This is a genomic window from Streptomyces pactum (genome assembly GCF_002005225.1).
Lineage (GTDB): Bacteria > Actinomycetota > Actinomycetes > Streptomycetales > Streptomycetaceae > Streptomyces > Streptomyces pactum_A.
Genome location: NZ_CP019724.1, coordinates 6,711,973 through 6,729,653, shown reverse-complemented (window position 1 = coordinate 6,729,653; position 17,681 = coordinate 6,711,973). Strand labels below are relative to the sequence as shown.

Annotated in this window: 17 protein-coding genes and 1 pseudogene; 11 read left to right on the top strand and 7 right to left on the bottom strand. The window is 74.0% G+C overall.

Annotated elements, in window-relative coordinates; genetic code table 11:
* Positions 1-29: 29 nt before the first annotated feature.
* The 4 genes and pseudogenes from B1H29_RS39535 to B1H29_RS28905 all read right to left on the bottom strand — a co-directional run.
* Positions 30-218, bottom strand: a pseudogene (locus B1H29_RS39535) (TetR/AcrR family transcriptional regulator); the annotation flags it as partial.
* A 283-nt stretch (positions 219-501) separates the two neighbouring features.
* Positions 502-771, bottom strand: coding sequence for a hypothetical protein (locus B1H29_RS28915; protein WP_055416136.1), 270 nt, complete (start codon positions 769-771; stop codon positions 502-504).
* A gap of 115 nt (positions 772-886) precedes the next feature.
* A complete protein-coding gene (locus B1H29_RS28910) occupies positions 887-1,699 on the bottom strand; it encodes an anti-sigma factor (protein ID WP_055416137.1) in 813 nt (270 codons plus the stop codon).
* Positions 1,696-2,238 (bottom strand): sigma-70 family RNA polymerase sigma factor, encoded by a 543-nt coding sequence (locus B1H29_RS28905; RefSeq protein WP_055416138.1) that lies wholly within the window; start codon positions 2,236-2,238, stop codon positions 1,696-1,698. Before B1H29_RS28905 ends, B1H29_RS28910 begins: the two co-directional genes overlap by 4 nt.
* A gap of 348 nt (positions 2,239-2,586) precedes the next feature.
* Here B1H29_RS28905 and B1H29_RS28900 point away from each other — a divergent pair, with 348 nt between their 5' ends.
* The 4 genes from B1H29_RS28900 to B1H29_RS28885 all read left to right on the top strand — a co-directional run bounded on the left by B1H29_RS28900 (position 2,587) and on the right by B1H29_RS28885 (position 8,993).
* Positions 2,587-4,131 carry a DUF4331 domain-containing protein gene (locus B1H29_RS28900; protein ID WP_055416139.1) on the top strand — a complete coding sequence of 515 codons (1,545 nt, stop codon included), beginning with the start codon at positions 2,587-2,589 and terminating at the stop codon, positions 4,129-4,131.
* Between the two features lie 147 nt (positions 4,132-4,278).
* Positions 4,279-5,757: a tetratricopeptide repeat protein gene (locus tag B1H29_RS28895; protein WP_055416140.1), complete on the top strand. Its 1,479-nt coding sequence runs from the start codon at positions 4,279-4,281 to the stop codon at positions 5,755-5,757.
* Positions 5,754-7,241, top strand: a complete 1,488-nt coding sequence (locus B1H29_RS28890; RefSeq protein WP_055416141.1) for a nickel transporter — start codon at positions 5,754-5,756, stop codon at positions 7,239-7,241. The genes B1H29_RS28895 and B1H29_RS28890 overlap by 4 nt, the downstream gene beginning before the upstream one ends.
* A gap of 78 nt (positions 7,242-7,319) precedes the next feature.
* On the top strand, positions 7,320-8,993 hold the full coding sequence (locus tag B1H29_RS28885) for a serine/threonine-protein kinase (protein WP_055416142.1): 1,674 nt from the start codon (positions 7,320-7,322) through the stop codon (positions 8,991-8,993).
* Here B1H29_RS28885 and B1H29_RS28880 read toward each other — a convergent pair.
* Positions 8,963-9,769: an SGNH/GDSL hydrolase family protein gene (locus B1H29_RS28880; protein ID WP_055416143.1), complete on the bottom strand. Its 807-nt coding sequence runs from the start codon at positions 9,767-9,769 to the stop codon at positions 8,963-8,965. The genes B1H29_RS28885 and B1H29_RS28880 overlap by 31 nt on opposite strands.
* Positions 9,770-10,388: 619 nt before the next feature.
* On the opposite strand from B1H29_RS28880, the gene B1H29_RS28875 reads away from it, so the two are divergent.
* From B1H29_RS28875 to B1H29_RS28855, 5 genes are all read left to right on the top strand, one after another.
* The gene (locus tag B1H29_RS28875; RefSeq protein ID WP_055416144.1) at positions 10,389-11,264 is read left to right on the top strand and encodes a glycosyltransferase family 2 protein; all 876 of its coding nucleotides are present in this window, start codon (positions 10,389-10,391) and stop codon (positions 11,262-11,264) included.
* Positions 11,261-12,262: a glycosyltransferase family 2 protein gene (locus B1H29_RS28870; protein WP_055416145.1), complete on the top strand. Its 1,002-nt coding sequence runs from the start codon at positions 11,261-11,263 to the stop codon at positions 12,260-12,262. The genes B1H29_RS28875 and B1H29_RS28870 overlap by 4 nt, the downstream gene beginning before the upstream one ends.
* Before the next feature lie 109 nt (positions 12,263-12,371).
* Positions 12,372-13,145 carry a polysaccharide deacetylase family protein gene (locus B1H29_RS28865; RefSeq protein ID WP_199832308.1) on the top strand — a complete coding sequence of 258 codons (774 nt, stop codon included), beginning with the start codon at positions 12,372-12,374 and terminating at the stop codon, positions 13,143-13,145.
* A gap of 91 nt (positions 13,146-13,236) precedes the next feature.
* A complete protein-coding gene (locus tag B1H29_RS28860; RefSeq protein WP_055416146.1) occupies positions 13,237-14,331 on the top strand; it encodes a DUF5925 domain-containing protein in 1,095 nt (364 codons plus the stop codon).
* 29 nt (positions 14,332-14,360) lie between these two features.
* Positions 14,361-15,197 (top strand): DUF72 domain-containing protein, encoded by an 837-nt coding sequence (locus B1H29_RS28855; RefSeq protein WP_055416147.1) that lies wholly within the window; start codon positions 14,361-14,363, stop codon positions 15,195-15,197.
* Here B1H29_RS28855 and B1H29_RS28850 read toward each other — a convergent pair.
* A complete protein-coding gene (locus B1H29_RS28850) occupies positions 15,185-15,553 on the bottom strand; it encodes a GntR family transcriptional regulator (RefSeq protein ID WP_055416148.1) in 369 nt (122 codons plus the stop codon). The genes B1H29_RS28855 and B1H29_RS28850 overlap by 13 nt on opposite strands.
* A gap of 71 nt (positions 15,554-15,624) precedes the next feature.
* Here B1H29_RS28850 and B1H29_RS28845 point away from each other — a divergent pair, with 71 nt between their 5' ends.
* On the top strand, positions 15,625-16,554 hold the full coding sequence (locus tag B1H29_RS28845; RefSeq protein ID WP_055416149.1) for a GNAT family N-acetyltransferase: 930 nt from the start codon (positions 15,625-15,627) through the stop codon (positions 16,552-16,554).
* Positions 16,535-17,035 carry a DUF402 domain-containing protein gene (locus B1H29_RS28840; RefSeq protein WP_055416150.1) on the top strand — a complete coding sequence of 167 codons (501 nt, stop codon included), beginning with the start codon at positions 16,535-16,537 and terminating at the stop codon, positions 17,033-17,035. The genes B1H29_RS28845 and B1H29_RS28840 overlap by 20 nt, the downstream gene beginning before the upstream one ends.
* Positions 17,036-17,047: 12 nt before the next feature.
* Here B1H29_RS28840 and B1H29_RS28835 read toward each other — a convergent pair whose 3' ends face one another.
* A complete protein-coding gene (locus B1H29_RS28835) occupies positions 17,048-17,665 on the bottom strand; it encodes a class I SAM-dependent methyltransferase (protein ID WP_055416151.1) in 618 nt (205 codons plus the stop codon).
* Positions 17,666-17,681 lie beyond the last annotated feature (16 nt).

Sequence of the window (17,681 nt, the reverse complement as noted above, 5' to 3'; positions counted from 1 at the left end):
GATGACCGGGCAAGGCGGGCCCCGGCTCGGGCGAACCCGCCCAGCAACCGCGTCAGCGCCCGTTCGAAGACCGCCTCCAGGTCGATCGGACCGGCGTCCTCGGCGAAGGACGCCGCCGGCCGCGGGTAGGCGCCGCTCGCGACCTGCCGGCCCGGGTAGGCGATGCGCATGGCGTTCTCCCGCTCCTCGGACCAGGGCGGCGAACGGGCGCGCGGTGCTGCCGGCGGTGTTCGTCCCCGCCCGCCGTGCGCCGGTACGCGCGCGGGGAGGGCTGAGCGGTCCGGTGCGCGTGACGCCGGGCGGAGTCGGCGCGACGGACGTACGAGAGAAACGGACGTACGGGAGAAAGGACGTACGGGAGGAGCGCGCGTACGAACGGGGACGGGCGTACGGGGGATTACCCGCGCTCGGGAGCACACCGGGGCGCCGCTGCGTGCCGTGGGGATGACGGACGGGTGCGCGGCGCCGCGCCGGGTCGGTGTGACCGCCGGCGCGCGGGCCTCAGTTGCCGCCGAAAAGCGAGCGGCGCAGTCGGCGCAGTGGCGCGAACAGCGAGACCCGGCGCACCCTGGCGCCCCTGCTGCTGCGCTTGTGCGCGGGCTCCCGCGCGGTCAGCTCGCGCATCAGCGACGTCGCCTCCACCGTCTCCCGTTGCGGGAGGGCAGGCCCTCCGAGCACCGCGAGATGGCGGTCGAGACGCGAGCTGGTCGCGCTGCTTCCGCACGTGATCGCAGGGACCCTTGCCCTGCTGCGCACCGTTATCTGTTCCATGTCACTCCCCACCCGTACGAGTCCACCCGGCCCGGGCAGAGTAACCCTATCGCCCCGGTACGGCATGCGTGTATCGCGGTCACAGGATTCACCTTCCCCGTAGGGGGGTTGACGATTACTCTCCGAATCCGACAGATCCCAGGGTGAGTTGGACAACCGGTCTGCTCGTCGGCCGGGCCGAGCCCCCGTCGGGCTCGACCGTCACCGCCAGTGACGTGGCGGACCGGTCCAGGGCGGAGGCGACCAGGGGCTCGTCGCCGTCGAACAGCCCGAGGGAGCGCGGCACGGCGCCGGGGCGCATGAGCCACAGTTGGTGCACGCGGTCGCCGGACGGCTCGCCGTACCCGCTCAGGGTGACGACCGCGCGCCCCTCGGACGCGGAGGCGACAACTCCGATGCCGCGGCCCCGGGCGTCCTCGCCGCTCGTCGCGCGGGCGTCCGGAGCGGCCAGAACGTGGGCGATCTCACGCGCCCGGTCGCGCGCGGCGTCCAGCTCGTCCCGCGTGCGGTCCGCCTGCACGGCGAAGAGCGAGGCGACCACGAGCGCCGCGGCGGCCGTCGCCGTGGCGAAGGGCACGAGCAGGGGGCGCGGCCGGGACGCGCGGGAGCGCTCCGGCGGCGGCTGTACACCCCACACATGCGGCGGCAGCCGGCGCGCGGGCCCCCGCCCGGGCGCCGGCTCCTGCGGAGTGCCGCGGACGGCGGCCAGGACCCGCTCCCGCAGGGCGGCCGGCGCCGGGGCGGCCGTGGACCAGGCCAGCCGGACGGCGTCCTCGGACAGCGCCCGCACCTCGGCGGCGCAGCGGTCGCATCCGTCCAGGTGCCGTTCGAAGCGGACCCGTTCGGCTCCTTCCAGGGCGTCCAGGGCGTAGGGGGCGGCGAGCGAGTGGAGGTCGCCGCGGCGCGGCAGCCGGCCGAAGAGGCTCATGCGACACCTCCCAGGCAGTCGCGCAGGCGGTTGAGTCCGTCTCTCATGCGTGTCTTCACCGTGCCCAGCGGAAGGGAGAGGCGCTCGGCCACTTCCCGGTAGGTGTAGCCGTCGTAGTAGGCGAGGGTGACCGACTGCCGCTGCAGTGCGGTCAGCCGGTCCAGGCAGCGGCGCACCCACTCGCGTTCCAGACCCGCCTCGACCTCCTCCGAGACCTGGTCGAAAGCGGGGTGGTGGGCGCGGCGGGCCTCGCGCTGCTCGCGTTCACCGGCCGCACGGGCGCTGCGCACCCGGTCGACGGCGCGGCGGTGGGCGACGGTGAGGATCCAGGACAGGGCGCTCCCCCGGCGCGGGTCGAACCGCGCGGCGGACCGCCAGAGTTCGAGCAGCACCTCCTGCGCCACCTCCTCCGACTGGGCCCGGTCGCGCACCACGCGCCGTACGAGTCCGAACACCGGCCCGGAGACCAGCCCGTACAGCTCCTCGAAGGCCTTCTGGTCGCCGTCCGCCACGAGCATCAGCAGCTCGTCCGCCTCCACCCGGTCCCCCTCTCCCCGCGGGCCGTGCCCGGCCCGTCCACGTCACCGCCGGGCGCGCGGCGGCACGCCCTCCGCAGTGGTTACGGATCAGCGGGCGGAAAACGCGGGCCGGCCGGCCACGTGTTGGCGGCGGAATCGGAGTCCGGGTCCCTCGCGGGCTCGTTCCGGGGCCCTCCGGGCTCGTTCCTGGTCCCTCGCGGGCTCGTTCCGGGCGCCTCGCGGGCTCGTTCCTGGTCCCTCGCGGGCTCGTTCCGGGCCTTTTCCCGGGTTCGACCAATCCGGGTCCGGGAGCGCTCCGAATGCCGGTGCGTCAGGGAAGTCGGCACATCGGCACAGAGGACGGACGGCATGACACCTATCTCCGGAAGCGGTGGCGCACGGCGCCGGGGCGTCGCCACGCTGGTCTGCGGCGCGCTGGCCGCCGGAGGGCTCGCGGCCGCCGGCGTGACCGCGCTGGAACCGGGGGCGGCGTCCGCCTCCAGCCACCGGGAGGCCCCGCTGATATCGGGGAACCCGCAGTACGACAACACGGATCTGTACGCCTTCGTGAGCCCGGACCGGCCGGACACCACGACGCTCGTCGCCAACTGGATCCCGTTCGAGGAACCGGCCGGCGGGCCGAACTTCTTCACCTTCGCGCAGGACGCCCAGTACGACCTCCACGTCGACAACGACGGCGACGCGCAGGACGACCTGGTGTTCCGGTACACGTTCACCACGCACACGAAGAACGACAAGACGTTCCTCTACAACACGGGCCCCGTCACCAGCCTCGACGACCCGGACCTCAACATCACCCAGACCTACGACATCGACCTCATCAAGCTGCACGAGGGGAAGGAGGAGTCCCGGACGACGATCGCCCACGAGGTGCCGGTGGCACCGTCGAACGTCGGCAAGGCGTCGATGCCGGACTACGGGGCTCTGCGTGACCAGGCGGTCCACGAGCTGGCCGGCGGGGCGAAGACGTTCGCGGGGCAGGCCGACGACCCGTTCTTCCTGGATCTGCGCGTCTTCGACCTGCTGTACGGCGGGAACCTGTCCGAGGTCGGAAACGACACCCTCGCGGGGTACAACGTCAACTCGATCGCCCTCCAGGTCCCGACCGACATGATCGTGGAGTCGGCGGAGCAGCCGGTCGTGGGCATCTGGTCGACCACGCGGCGCAAGAACGCCCAGGGCGAGTTCACCCAGGTCTCGCGGCTCGGCAACCCGCTGGTGAACGAGGTCGTCAACCCGCTGAAGGACAAGGACACCTTCAACGCGTCCGCACCCGCGGACGACGCGCGGTTCCTGCGGAACGTCACCCATCCCGAGCTGCCGAAGCTCATCGAGGCGATCTACGAGATCGAGGCGATCTACGAGATCGAGGCGCCCGCCGAGCCGCGCGACGACCTCGTCGACGTGTTCCTCAAGGGCGTCGAGGACCTCAACCGGCCGCCCCACGTCACCCCCTCCGAGCAGCTACGCCTGAACACCTCCGTCGCACCGGCCGCCGAGCCCGGACGTCTCGGCGTCCTCGACGGCGACAACGCGGGCTTCCCCAACGGGCGCAGGCTGACCGACGACGTGCTCGACGCCGCGCTCCAGGTGGTCGAGGGTGAGCTGGTCGGTGCCCCGAACGACCTGGGCGACGCGGTCGACGCCAACGACAAGGAGTTCGGGAAGGCCTTCCCGTACGTGGCGAACCCGACCGAGGGTTCACGCGGCCCGCTCGCCGACGGCACCGGCGAGGGCAACGGCGTGCGCAACCAGTTGGGCGACGCGCTGCGGCCGGCCGACGCCGACGACACGACCCTCATCGCCGCCTCCGCGGGCGCCGGGGCCGTCGGCATCCTGCTGATCGGCGGCGCCCTGGCGTGGTGGCGCCGCATGCGAGGCCGGGCCTACTGACCGGCCCCACCGACCGGCGCGGCCCGCTCCCTTCCCCTCCCCCACGGCGGGTCGCGCCGCCTCCGCTTCCCACGCACGTCTTCCGTCCGTCGCTTGCACCGCCGGTACCGCCGGCACCGCTTGACCGCTTGATCGCTGAGGAGAGGCATGGCCCCGCACAGGAACGACAGTGCGCCGGACAGCGAACCGGCCGAGGAGCCCGGGCCCCCGTCCGGGACCGAGGACGCGGGCGGGTCGGAAGACGCCGAGGCCGCCGAAGCCGGCCGGCGCCGGTCCGGCATACGGCGGTTCGCCGCGGTGGGGCGGCAGCGGCGGGCTTCGCGCTTCGCCGGGTGTGCCGCTCTGCTGGCCGTGGCGCTGACGGCGGGGTCCGTGGCCGTCGACGGAGTACGGGACGGTCGTGGCGTCGTGGCGACCGGTGCGCCCGGGGACGGGCCGGGGCCGCTGACCGGCGTCCGCCCGGACACGAGTGTCCCGGAACTGCGGGCCCGGCTCCGTTCCCAGCCGCGGGACTTCGGCGGCTGGGCGGCCCTCGGACTGGCCTACGTCGAACAGGCCCGCACCGACGGCGACCCCTCCCACTACCCGCGGGCCGAGAAGGCCCTGAACCGCTCCCTGGAGCTGAAGCCCGGCAACGACCGGGCCCTGGCCGGTCGCGCCGCCCTCGCCGCCGCCCGGCACGACTTCACGGACGCGCTGACGTACGCCGACCGGGCCCTGAAGGCGAACCCCTACAACGAACACGCCCTGTGCTCCCGCATCGACGCCCTCGTCGAACTCGGCCGCTACGACGACGCGGCACGGGCCGCCGACACCGCCGACACCCGGCGGCCGGGCGTCCCGGTCTTCACGCGGTACGCGTACGTCCGCGAGCTGCGCGGCGAGGTGGACACCGCGCGCCAGGTGCTGGAGCGGGCCCTCGCGAGCGCCTCCTCCCCCGCCGACGTGGCCTACGTCGCCACCCGGTTGGGCCGGCTCGCGTGGAACCAGGGGGACCACCCGGCCGCCCTGCGCCACTACGCCCGTGCCCTCGCCGCCGACGACACCCATCTGCCCGCCCTGGAGGGCCGCGCCCGCGCGAAGGCCGCGCGCGGCGACCGGGAGGGTGCGGTCAGGGACCTGGAGGACGTCGTCGCCCGCTCCCCGCTGCCCGGACCGCTCGTCGCGCTCGGCGAGCTGTACGAGGCGCGGGGGGAGCGGGCGAAGGCCCGCGAGCAGTACGCCCTCGTCGACGCGTGGACGGCGCTGGCCCGGTCCGGCGGTGTCCACGCCGGCCTGGACACCGCCCTCGCCGCCGCCGACCACGGCGACAAGGACGCGGCGCTGCGCGCGGCCCGCGCCGAGTGGGACCGCCGCCGCACCGTGCACACCGCGGACGCCCTCGCCTGGGCACTGCACGTCGGCGGCCGCGACGCGGAGGCGTTGCCGTACGCCCGGCGGGCCACGGCGACGGGGTACCGCAACGCCGCCTTCCTCCACCATCTGGGCATCATCGAGCGGGCGGTGGGGCGGGACGAGGACGCCCGTCGCCATCTGCGGGCGGCACTGGACCTGAACCCCGGTTTCTCTCCGCTCGGCGCCCGCGAGGCCCGTACGGCACTGAAGGACCTGGAGGCGGCCCGTTGAGTACCCGCCGCCTACTGGCGCGCGGCGCCGCCGTCCTCACCGCCGCCTGCGCCCTCGCCCTGCTCCCCGCGGCCGGCGCGAGCGCGCATCCGCTCGGCAACTTCACCGTCAACCGCTACGACGGCCTGGTCGTGGCCCCCGGCGAACTCCGCGTCGACCACGTCGAGGACCTCGCCGAGATCCCGGCGACCCAGGCCGGTCCCGACGTGGCACGGCTCGGCATCGCCGAGTGGGCCCGGCGGCGCTGCGAGAAGGCCGCCCGGGACAGCCGACTCACCGTCGACGGCCGTACGGTCGCCCTCACCGCGCGGCACAGCCACGCACGCGTGCGGCCCGGTCAGGCCGGGCTCGACACCCTGCGCCTGGAGTGCCGGCTCACCGCCCCGCTGCCGCAGTCGGCCGGGACGGCCGTCGGCTTCCGCGCCGCCGGTGCCTCGTCCGGGCCCGGCTGGCGGGAGATCACCGCGCGCGGCGACCGTACGACGCTCACCGCGTCGGACGTGCCGACGGCCTCGGCCTCGCGCGAACTGACCCGCTACCCAAAGGAGTCGCTCGACTCCCCGGCCGACACCGCGAGCGCGTCCCTGCGTGCCCGGCCCGGCGGCCCCGCCCTGGGCCGGGACGCGCCGGACGCTCCCGCCGCCTCCGTCCTGCCCCGCGGCGCCGACCGCTGGACCCGTGCCCTGGACTCCCTGGTCGCCCGCCGCGATCTCACCCCCGGCTTCGCCGGTCTCGCCCTCGTCATCGCGGTCGTCCTGGGCGCGATGCACGCGCTCGCCCCGGGCCACGGCAAGACGCTGATGGCGGCGACCGCGGCCGCCCGGGGCGGCGGGGCCCGGCTGAAGGACGTCCTGCCGATGGCCGCCTCGGTGACGGTCACGCACACCCTGGGTGTGGTCGCCCTCGGCCTGCTGGTCACCGCGGGCTCGGCGGCCGCGCCCTCGGTCGTCGCCTGGCTCGGCGTCGCCAGCGGTGTCCTCGTGACCCTGGCGGGCGCGGGCCTCCTGCGCCGCGCGCTCCGCGACCGGGGCCACGCGCACGGCCACAGCCACAGCCACAGCCACAGCCACAGCCACGAACGCGAACACGAACACGAACACACTCACGGCCCGCACACCCACACCCACACCCGTCCCGCCGCCCCCACCCTCCGCGGCACGGTCCTCCTCGGCTTCGCCGGCGGGCTCGTGCCCAGCCCGTCCGCCGTGGTGGTGCTCGTCGGCGCGGCGGCCCTCGGCCAGGCGTGGTTCGGCCTGCTCCTCGTGGTCGCGTACGGCGTCGGGCTGGCCCTCACCCTCACCGCGGCCGGTGTCGCGGTCGTCCGGCTCGGCGGTGGTGTGAGCCGCCTGCTGCGGCGTCCCCGGTGGGCGTCGGGCCCGCGGGCCGCTCTGGTGCGCCGGGCCGCTCCCCTCGGGACGGCGTTCGTGGTGGTGGTCCTCGGGGCCGGTCTGGTGTTCAGGGGGGCCGCATCCGCACTGGGCTGAGCTACTTTGGGAGGGGCTGCGGGAGAAGCGGGGCCCGCTCCCGGGGAATGTCCGCGCGAGACCTCATAGGGGGCGCCGGTGTCCGGAGAACCCGGCGGTGAGCGCGTGGTCGACGGCCGCTACCGTCTCCTGTCCCCCCTCGGCGAGGGCGGCATGGGCACGGTGTGGCGCGCCCGCGACGAGGTGCTGCACCGCGAGGTCGCCGTCAAGGAGGTGCGCGCGCCCGCCGGGTTGCCGGAGTCCGACGTACGGCGGATGTACGCCCGGCTGGAGCGCGAGGCGTGGGCCGCCGCCCGGGTCGCCCACCGCAACGTGGTCACGGTGTACGACGTCGCCACCGACGGCGGCCGGCCCTGGATCGTGATGGAGCTGGTCCGCGGACTGTCGCTGGCCGACCTGCTGGAGGCCGAGGGCCCGCTGGAACCGCGTCGGGCCGCGCTGATCGGTGCCGAGGTGCTGGCCGCGCTGCGGGCCGCGCACGGCGCGGGGGTGCTGCACCGGGACGTGAAGCCGGCCAACGTGCTGCTGGCGAACGACGGCCGGGTGGTGCTCACCGACTTCGGCATCGCCATGGTCGAGGGCAGCTCCGCGCTGACCATGACCGGCGAGGTCATCGGCTCCCCCGAGTTTCTCGCCCCGGAACGGGCGCTGGGCCGTACGCCCGGCCCCGAGTCCGACCTCTGGTCGCTGGGCGTGCTGCTGTACGCGGCGGTCGAAGGTGCCACGCCCTTCCGCCAGGACACCCCGCTGAGCACCCTGCGGGCGGTCGTCGACGAGGAGTTGCCGCCGCCGCACCGGGCCGGTGCGCTCGCGCCCGTCATCGAGGGGCTGCTGCGCAAGGAACCGGCCGAGCGGCTTCTGGCCGAGCGGGCCGAGCGGGAGCTGCGGCTCGTGGGGGCCGGGGGCACCCCTTCCGGAGGAGGCACACCGCGCGCCGGTACGGTGCCGGCCGGCGCCCACGCCCCGACGGTCGCGGCCCGTTCCGAGCCGGGGACCTCACCGGCCCCGCCGGTGCCCGTGTACGCGACGGCGGCCGCGTCGGCTCCCGGACCGTCCGCGCCCGGCGGACGGGACCGGCGCGCGCGGACGGTGCTGGTCCTGGGAATGGCGGTGCTCGCGCTGGCGCTGGCGGGACTGACGTACGCGCTGCTGAACCGTTCGGACGGTGCCGGCGGTGCGGAGGGTTCGGGCGGGAGCCGGGGCCCTGGGGCGAGTTCGGCCGCGCCGGGCCCGACGGAGCCGAGCGAGGAACCGGGCCCGTCGGCCTCTTCCGGCGGCCACAGCCCGCAGAGCAGTCCCCCACCGCAGTCGGTACGGGTCTCAGTGGCGGGTTCGCACACCGACTACACGGGGACCTGTCCTCCGCCGCACGCCCGGGCGCCCGTCTTCACGGCGACGTTCACGGTGGGGCGGCTGCCCGCGCGGGTCGGCTACCGCTGGGTGACGCAGGACGGTTCGGTCTCGGATCCGGGGTGGAGGACACTGACCTTCCCCGCGGGCGGTGACCGCTCGCGGCAGGATTCGGTGGTCGTGACGACGACCGGCGACAGCGGCGCGTTGGAGAGTGCCGTCCGCGTCGAGGTGCGGTCTCCGGTCCGGGCCACGTCGGACCCGGTGGCGTTCTCCGTGACCTGTGAGACCGGGACGGAGACGGAGCCGGAGACGGAGACCCCGACGGGCGGGGCCTCCCCTTCCTCTTCTCCTGCTCCTTCCGCTTCCGGTCAGGCGGCGCCGTTGAGGACCGGCAGGTAGCCGCCGGACTGGCCGGCCGCGGTCGGGTGGTACGACTCACCGATGTTGAGCCAGTTCACGCTGTGCAGCCAGGAGCTGCCGGAGCAGAGTTCGTGGCCGGTGAAGGTGGGACGTACGTCGCCGAAGGTGAAGCCGTGGTCGGCGGCGCGCTTGGCGATCGCGGTGTTGAGGTGGTCGGCGGCGTCGTTGATCGCCTTCCGCTTGGTCTCGGAGAGGCCGATGCAGGAGGTGCCGAGCTGGTAGAAGCGCGGGTAACCGATGACGACGACGTGGGCGCCCGGGGCCTTGCTGCGGATCGCCGAGTAGACGCCGTCGAGCTTGCCGGGCAGCGTCGAGTCGACGTACGCCTTCGCGGTGGCGATCCGCGACAGGCAGGAGCTGTCGGACTGGAGCACACACGTCATCATGACGTCGGCGAAGCCCGCGTCGTTGCCGCCGACGCTGACCGAGACCAGGCCGGTGGCGGAGCTGAGCGGGCCGAGCTGTCCGGCGAGAACATCACCCGTACGGGCGCCGGAGCAGGCGGTGAAGTCGAACGTCGAGGGTGAGTTGGCGGCGGCCCACAGGTACGGATGGGCCTTCGTGCTGCGCTTGCAGTCGCCGCTGGAGGCGATGTAGCTGCCCGCTCCGACCCCGGAGGAGTAGGAGTCGCCGAGCGCCACATAGCCCCCGGCAGCGGCGGGTTGGGCCGCCTGAGCGGTCACGGCCCCGGTGAGGGCGGTGCCGGCGGCGAGGAGGACTGAACTCAGGAAGCCGACAAGTCGGTAACGTCTCATGGAACCTCCTTTAGCAGGATCTCTGCCATGACCGTGGTAGCGGCTACGCGCGTCGATAGGAAGTGTCCATGCCAAGAATTGGCTGACAGTCATTCAAAATCGGACGAAAGTCAGCGGGAACACCAGTGCGCCCTTGACGCTCTCCGGTGAGCTGCGCCACATTGAGGCCCGGCATCTTGGGCTTCGGGGGGCAAAGCGGAACGGTCCAGGGGGACCCACTCCGTGCGAAATCACCCTCCGAGAAGAACAGATGACGGCAAACCAACAAAAACGTGAGACCTGGTTCCAGGTCTTGCCATACGGGTTCAAACGTCAATACCGTCATACATCTCCCGCATCGGTACGTCGGCAAGCGGCTCAGGGGAGGGCTCGAGGCCGCGGCGGACCGGGGCGGGACGCGCGGTAGGGGGGTGCCGTGCTCGGTGACCGAACCGGTGACCGGGCCGTGCCGCGCGGTCGGCTGCCGTTTTCTTCCGGCGCCGACAGGCTTTGCCAGCTCACCTGGCACGCACGGAGATCCATGCCGCCGCGCCGTGGGTGAGAACCCCCCTTTCGAACCGGATACAGAGCCGGACCGCCCCTGGGGCGGGCGGTCCGCCGGACGAGAGGGACCAGACTCATGAGCTCAGTTCTGCAGCCGGCGTCGACGGGCAGCGATCCGTCACCCGATTCGTCGCCCGAGCCGTCGCCCGCCGGGTACCGGCCCGTCTCCTCGCATCTGGCGATAGCGCCGCCGGTGAGCGTGGTGATACCCGCCATGAACGAGGCGGAGAACCTTCCCTACGTCTTCAAGACACTGCCCGACTGGGTCCACGAGGTCGTCCTCGTGGACGGCAACTCCACCGACGCCACCGTCGAGGTCGCCCGCGAACTGTGGCCCGGCGTCAAGGTCGTCGAGCAGCGCGGCAAGGGCAAGGGGGACGCGCTGATCACCGGCTTCAAGGCGTGCACCGGGGACATCATCGTGATGGTCGACGCCGACGGCTCGGCCGACGGCCAGGAGATCGTGTCGTACGTCTCCGCCCTCGTCTCCGGCGCCGACTTCGCCAAGGGGTCCCGCTTCGCCAACGGCGGCGGCACCGACGACATGACCTTCATCCGCAAGCTCGGCAACCGCGCCCTGTGCGCGGTGGTCAACCGGAAGTTCGGCGCCCGGTACACCGACCTGTGCTACGGCTACAACGCGTTCTGGCGGCACTGCCTGGACAAGATCGACCTCGACTGCACCGGCTTCGAGGTCGAGACCCTGATGAACATCCGGGTCGTCAAGGCGGGTCTGAAGGTCCAGGAGATCCCCAGCCACGAGTACCTGCGCATCCACGGCGTCAGCAACCTGCGCGCCGTGCGGGACGGGCTGCGGGTGCTCAGAGTGATCCTCGACGAGCGTTCCAACCGGCGTGCGCTGCGCAGCCGTACGCACTCGCCGACACTCGGCCCGGCCGGTCCGGTCGGATCGGTCGGATCGGTCGTCCCGGTCCGGAGGCAGGCGTCTTGAGCGGTTCCGACGCCTCGCTCACGATCTCCGTCGTGATCTGCGTCTACACCGAGGACCGCTGGGAGGACATCCTCGCGGCGGTCTCCTCGGTGCGGGCCCAGTCCCGCCCGGCCCGGGAGACGCTGCTGGTCGTCGACCACAACGAGGCGCTGCGGGGACGGCTGCTGAAGGAGTACAAGGAGCGGCGGGACGTGCGGGTGCTCGCCAACGCGGGCCCCCGCGGTCTGTCCGCCGGCCGCAACACCGGCATCGCCGCCTCGCGCGGGGAGGTGATCGCCTTCCTCGACGACGACGCCGTGGCCGAGCGCGACTGGCTGCGGCACTTCGCCGAGGGGTACGCCGACCCGGCGGTCGTCGCCGTCGGCGGGCGCACGGTGCCCGTCTGGGCGTCGGGGCGCCGGCCGGTCTGGTTCCCGGAGGAGTTCGACTGGGTGGTGGGCTGCACGTACCGGGGCCTGCCGCCCGGCCGGGTCCGGGTGCGCAACGTGCTGGGCGGCAACGCGTCCTTCCGGCGCGAGGCGTTCGACGCGGCGGGCGGCTTCGCCACCGGCATCGGGCGCGACGGCGACAAGCGCCCGCTGGGCTGCGAGGAGACCGAGCTGTGCATCCGGCTCACCCGCGCCCGGCCCGACGCGGTGCTGCTGATCGACGACCGGGCGGTGATCCACCACCGGGTGCCCGGGGCGCGCGAGCACTTCGGCTACTTCCGTACCCGCACCTACGCCGAGGGCCTGTCCAAGGCCCTGGTGGCGCGCAGCGTCGGCGCGGACAAGGGCCTCGAGTCCGAACGCCGGTACGCCACCCGGGTCCTGCCGGCCGGCGTGGTGCGCGGGTTGCGCGACGCCCTGCTGGCCCGGCCGGGCGGCGCGGGACGGGCGGGCGCGATCGTCGCCGGGGTACTCACGGCGGCGGGCGGCTACCTGGTGGGGAGCGTGCGGGCGCGGCGGGGCGGAGTCTCGTTCGCCGTGGCGCCCGTCGAGGGGGGCGCGCGTGGCTGAGACAACCGCCGGGCCGGACGAGGCGCGCGTGGCTGAGACACCCGCCGGGCCGGGCGGGGCGCGCCTGGCCGAGCCGGTCCACGAGCCCGACGCGCGCGTGCCGGTCCTGATGTACCACGCGGTCGCGGCCGACCCGGACGACGCGACCCGCGCCCTGTCGGTGACCCCGCGGGCGTTCACCGAGCAGATGGCGGCGATCGCCGACCGGGGCCTCACCCCCGTCGGCACGGCCGAACTGGCCGCCGCCTGGCGCTCCGGCCGCCCGCTGCCGAAGCGGCCCGTCCTCATCACCTTCGACGACGGCTACGAGGGCGTGCACCGCCACGCCCTGCCCGTCCTGGCGGGGCACGGCTTCCCGGCCACCCTGTTCGTCTCGACCGGCTGGCTGCGCGGCCCGTACGACACCGGGGGCGCCCTGGACACCATGCTCGACTGGGACCAGGTCCGGGAACTCGCCGCCGCCGGTGTGGAGATCGGCGGGCACAGCCACACCCATCCGCAGCTCGACCAACTCGACGAGGAACGGCTGCGGTTCGAGCTGATCCACTGCAAGGAGATCGTCGCCGACCAGCTCGGCACCGCACCCGCCTCGTTCGCCTACCCCTACGGGTACTCCGACCGCCGGGTGCGTCGGGCGGTGCGCGAGACGGGGTACGCGCAGGCGCTCGCCGTCGGCAACGGCCTGGCGCGCCGTGCCCAGGGGCCGTACGCCCTGCGGCGGGTCACCGTGCGCAGGAGTACGGGGCCCGACGAGTTCGCCCGGCTGATCGAGGGCCGTGCGATCGCCCGTACCTTCGCCCGGGACCGGGCCCTCACCAAGGGGTACGCCGTACTCCGCGGGACGCGGCGGGTACGGGGGCGGGTGCTGGGGACCGGTGCCTGAACCGCCGGTCCCCGGCCGGTCCGTGCCGCGGCGGCCGCGGGCGCCCGGGAAACCGGGTGCACGCGGCGGCCGGGTGCCCGATCATGGCGGCATGTCCGTGAACCCGCACGAGGCCCTGCCGATCCGGCTCAACGTCGACGACAGCGACTCCCCGTCCGATGTCGTCGACGCGCTGTTCCTCGGCCGTTTCGCGACGGGCGAGCAGCCGTTCGCGCACGCGGCGAACATCGACCGCGTACGGTCCGGGGCGACGCTGCTCCCGCCGGGCGCGCGCGTGCTGCGGATCGCCCGCGACGACGACCGCAGCGCGACTCTGGCGGAGGGCGACGGCTGGACGCTGCTGGTCTCGCGCTGGAACCGGGGCGCCGACGTCACGGTGACGGCGACCAGCGCCGACCTGGCCGAGAAGGTGCTCGGCGACGCGACGGACGGCGCGGCGGACGAGCCCGAGCCGCAGCCGGAGAACGTCACGATGGGCTTCTGGTACGTCTCCCCGCGGCGCGGTCCGCACCGCACCACCCGGCAGATCTCCGCGGGTACCTGGGAAGAGGTCCGGGCCAACTACACGGCGCCGGTCGCCGACGCGATGGACGGCCTGATGAAGACGACCCCCGAGGACATCGCGGGCCGGCTGCTGCTCCTGCACGGGCCGCCCGGCACCGGCAAGACATCCGCCCTGCGCACGCTCGCCCGGTCCTGGCGGGACTGGTGCCAGGTGGACTGCGTGCTGGACCCGGAGCGGCTCTTCTCCGACGTCGGCTACCTGATGGACATCGCCATCGGCGAGGAGGACGCGTCGGGCAAGGGCCGCTGGCGGCTGCTGTTGCTGGAGGACTGCGACGAGCTGATCCGCGGCGAGGCCAAGCACACCGCGGGCCAGGCGCTCTCCCGGCTGCTGAACCTGACCGACGGGCTGCTCGGCCAGGGCCGCAACGTCCTGGTCGGCGTCACCACCAACGAGGACCTGGAACGCCTCCACCCCGCCGTCGTCCGCCCCGGCCGCTGCCTGGCCCGCATCGAGGTGGGGCCGCTGACCCGCCGGGAGGCGGTGGACTGGCTGGGCACCGAGGAGGGCGTGGGCCGCGAGGGTGCGACGCTGGCGGAGCTGTACGCGCTGCGCCGGGGCGCCTCGCCCACCACGCTGCCGGAGCCGCGGGACGGCGCGGAGGCCGGGCTCTACCTGTAACGGGGACGGCCGGGTGTTTTGATGGGGGTATGACCCTGTTCGTCGGGACCTCGGGCTGGCAGTACCGGGACTGGCGGGACGTCCTGTACCCGCCCGGCCTGCCCGTCCGGCTGTGGCTGGAGCGGTACGCGGCCGGTTTCGCGACGGTCGAGATCAACAACGCGTTCTACCGGCTGCCCACGCGGGAGACGTTCGAGACGTGGCGCGACCGGGTGCCGGCGGACTTCGTCGTCGCGGTCAAGGCGAGCCGCTACCTGACCCACATCAAGCGCCTGCGGGACCCGGAGGAGCCGGTCGACCGCCTGATGACCCGCGCGGCGGGCCTGGGCGACCGCCTCGGCCCGGTCCTGCTGCAACTCCCGCCGACGCTGTGGGGCGACGCGGGCCTCCTGGACGCCTGCCTCGCCCGCTTCCCGCCGGGCGCGCGGGTCGCGGTCGAACCCCGGCACGAGTCCTGGTGGACGCCCGAGGTGCGCGGGGTCCTGGAATACCGGGGCGCGGCACTGTGCTGGGCCGACGTCCGGGCCCGCCCGGTCACCCCGCTGTGGCGCACCGCCGACTGGGGCTACGTCCGCTTCCACCAGGGGCGCGCCGCGGCCTGGCCGCACTACGGGCGCCGGTCGCTGGCGACCTGGCTCGACCGCATCGCGACGACCTGGCCGGACGGCCACGACGTGTACGCCTACTTCAACAACGACCCGAACGCGGCGGCGGTGGGGGACGCGCGGGTCTTCGCAGCCCTGGCACGTACGTCGGGCCTGACGGTCACCCGCACGCCCCCGGGGGCGCGGGGAACTGCGCGACGAGCCACGACGCACCCGCGGACGGGCACGGACCCCCGCCGAAACGGCACTCAATCCCCGTAAGCCGCCCGCAGGGCATCCCGCACCGCGCCCAGCGCGGCCGACTCCGTTACGCCGAGCCGCCGCGCCCGCGAGGCATAACCCTGCGCGGCGGACGCCAACTCCCGCTCCGCCGCCGAGCCCGCGGCGGCGACGAACGTTCCGTTGCGCCCGCGTGTCTCGATCACCCCGTCCCCCTCCAGCGCCCGGTACGCCTTGGCGACCGTGTTCGCGGCGAGCCCCAGGGACTCGGCCAGTCCGCGCACGGTGGGCAGCCGGTACCCGACCGGCAGCGCTCCCGACCGCGCCTGTTCGGAGATCTGCGCGCGCACCTGCTCGTAGGGCGGGGCACCGTCATCGATGTGGATCTTCAAGGTCACGCAGCGATTGTCCCGTATCCCCGGGAAAAGGAGAGGCGTCCGCCCGCCCGCCCGCCGTAGCGTGCCCTCACATGACCGTTCTTGTACGCGAGCTGCGTCCCGACGATCCGGCCGACGTCGCGGCCTTCGCCCATGTCCGCCATGCCGCCCTGCCGTTCGTCCTGTGGACGCCCGAGGCCGTCGTCCACCACCTCCTCCACACCCACCCGGACGCCCGCAGCCGGTCCCTCGTCGCGGAGGAGGACGGGGAGATGATCGGGACGGCCCAGGTCGGGCTGGTGCACGACAGCCCGGAGCCCGGTCAGGCTTACCTCAACGTCTACGTCCACCCGGACCGGGTCCGGCGCGGTGCCGGCGGGCTGCTGGTGCGTACGGCCGAGGAGTACCTCACCGCCGAGGGAGCGACGAAGCTGTTCGCGTGGGTGCTGGACGAGCCCGCCTCCCTGGCCTTCGCCGGGCGCCACGGTTACGAACGCCGGCGGTCGGCCCACTTCCTCCGCCTCGACCTGGCCGGCGGCGCACTGCCGTCCCCGCCGCCCCCTCCCCCGGGCGTCGAGCTGCGCACCGCCGCCGACTTCCACGCTGATCCCCGCCCGCTGTTCGAGCTGGACGCGGAGACGGTGCAGGACGAACCGGGCGACGTCGACACCGAGTTCACGGACTACGAGACCTGGCTCGCGGAGACCTGGCGGCACCCGCTGCTCAACCGCGAACTGACCACGGTCGCCGTCGTCGACGGCCGCCCCGTCGCCTTCAGCGTCGCCCACACCGACGGCGGCACCCGCTACTCCACCGCGATGACCGGCACCGTCCGCGCCCACCGCGGCCGGGGTCTCGCCAAGCTCGCCAAGACCGACTCCCTGCACCGGGCCCGCGCCGCCGGGTACACGCAGGCGTTCACGGGCAACGACACCGGCAACGGTCCGATGCTCGCCGTCAACAAGTGGCTCGGGTACGAGGTCTGCGGGACGGAGGCGCGCCATGTCCGCGAACTCGGCTGAGGCGTCGCCGGAGGTGGACGTCGTCCTGGTCAAGGCGGGCCGTACGAAGATCCGGTACGCGAGCGAACTGCTGCACGACGACGGCACCCGCATCGCCGTCCGCGCCCCCTGGGCCGGTGCCGGCGTCCGCGACTTCGGCTTCGTGCGCTTCGAGGGCGGGGACGTGTTCACCGAGTACTACTGGCGCGACCGCTGGTACTCGGTGAAGGAGGTGCGGACGGCGGCCGGTGCACTGAAGGGCTGGTACTGCGACGTCACCCGCCCCGCCGTGCTGACCGGCACCGAACTGGTCGTCGAGGACCTCGACCTGGACCTGTGGCGCTCCGCGGACGGCACGGACGTACGGCGGCTGGACGAGGACGAGTTCGCCGAGAGCGGGCTGGCGGAGCGCGACCCCGAGGCCGCTGCCGCCGCCGTGGCCGCACTGAACGAACTGGACCGACTGGCCCGCGGGGACGGCTTCACCGACCTGCTGGAATAGGCGGAGTCCGACTCACTCGGGTATGGCGACCACCGCGTACCGCTCGTCCGCCACCTTCCTCCCCCACAACGACGAGTCGCCCGACAGTCGCTCCACGCGCACCTGACCGGCGAGCGGGGCGAGGAGGGCGGTGAGCCGGGCGGCGGGTATGCCGACCGGTGCGACGGCTCCCCACACCCCCTCGACCAGGACCAGCCGCCCACCGGGACGCAGCAACTCCAGCCAGCGCCGCAGGACCCGGCCGGGGTCGGGCAGCGTCCACAGCACGTGCCGGACCAGCACGGCGTCGAAGCGCTGCTCTCCCACCGGCGGTGCCGCCGCGTCACCGGTGAGGAACACGGCGTCACGGCCGGCGAGTTTGGCCCTGGCCGACGCCACCATGGCCGGGGACAGGTCGACGCCGGTGACGCGGTGTCCCTGTTCGGCCGCGAGGAGCGACAGGCTGCCGGTGCCGCAACCCAGGTCGAGGACGTCGCCGGGCCGCGCGGGCAGCCATGACGCCAACCGGGCCGCCCAGGCCCGGCGCACGTCGGCGTCGCGCAGACCGTGGTCCGGCTCGTCGTCGAAGGCGGCGGCCTGCGCGTCCCAGTCGATACGCGACGCGGTCGCCTCGTCACTGTGATTCGCCATGCCGCCGAGAGTGACA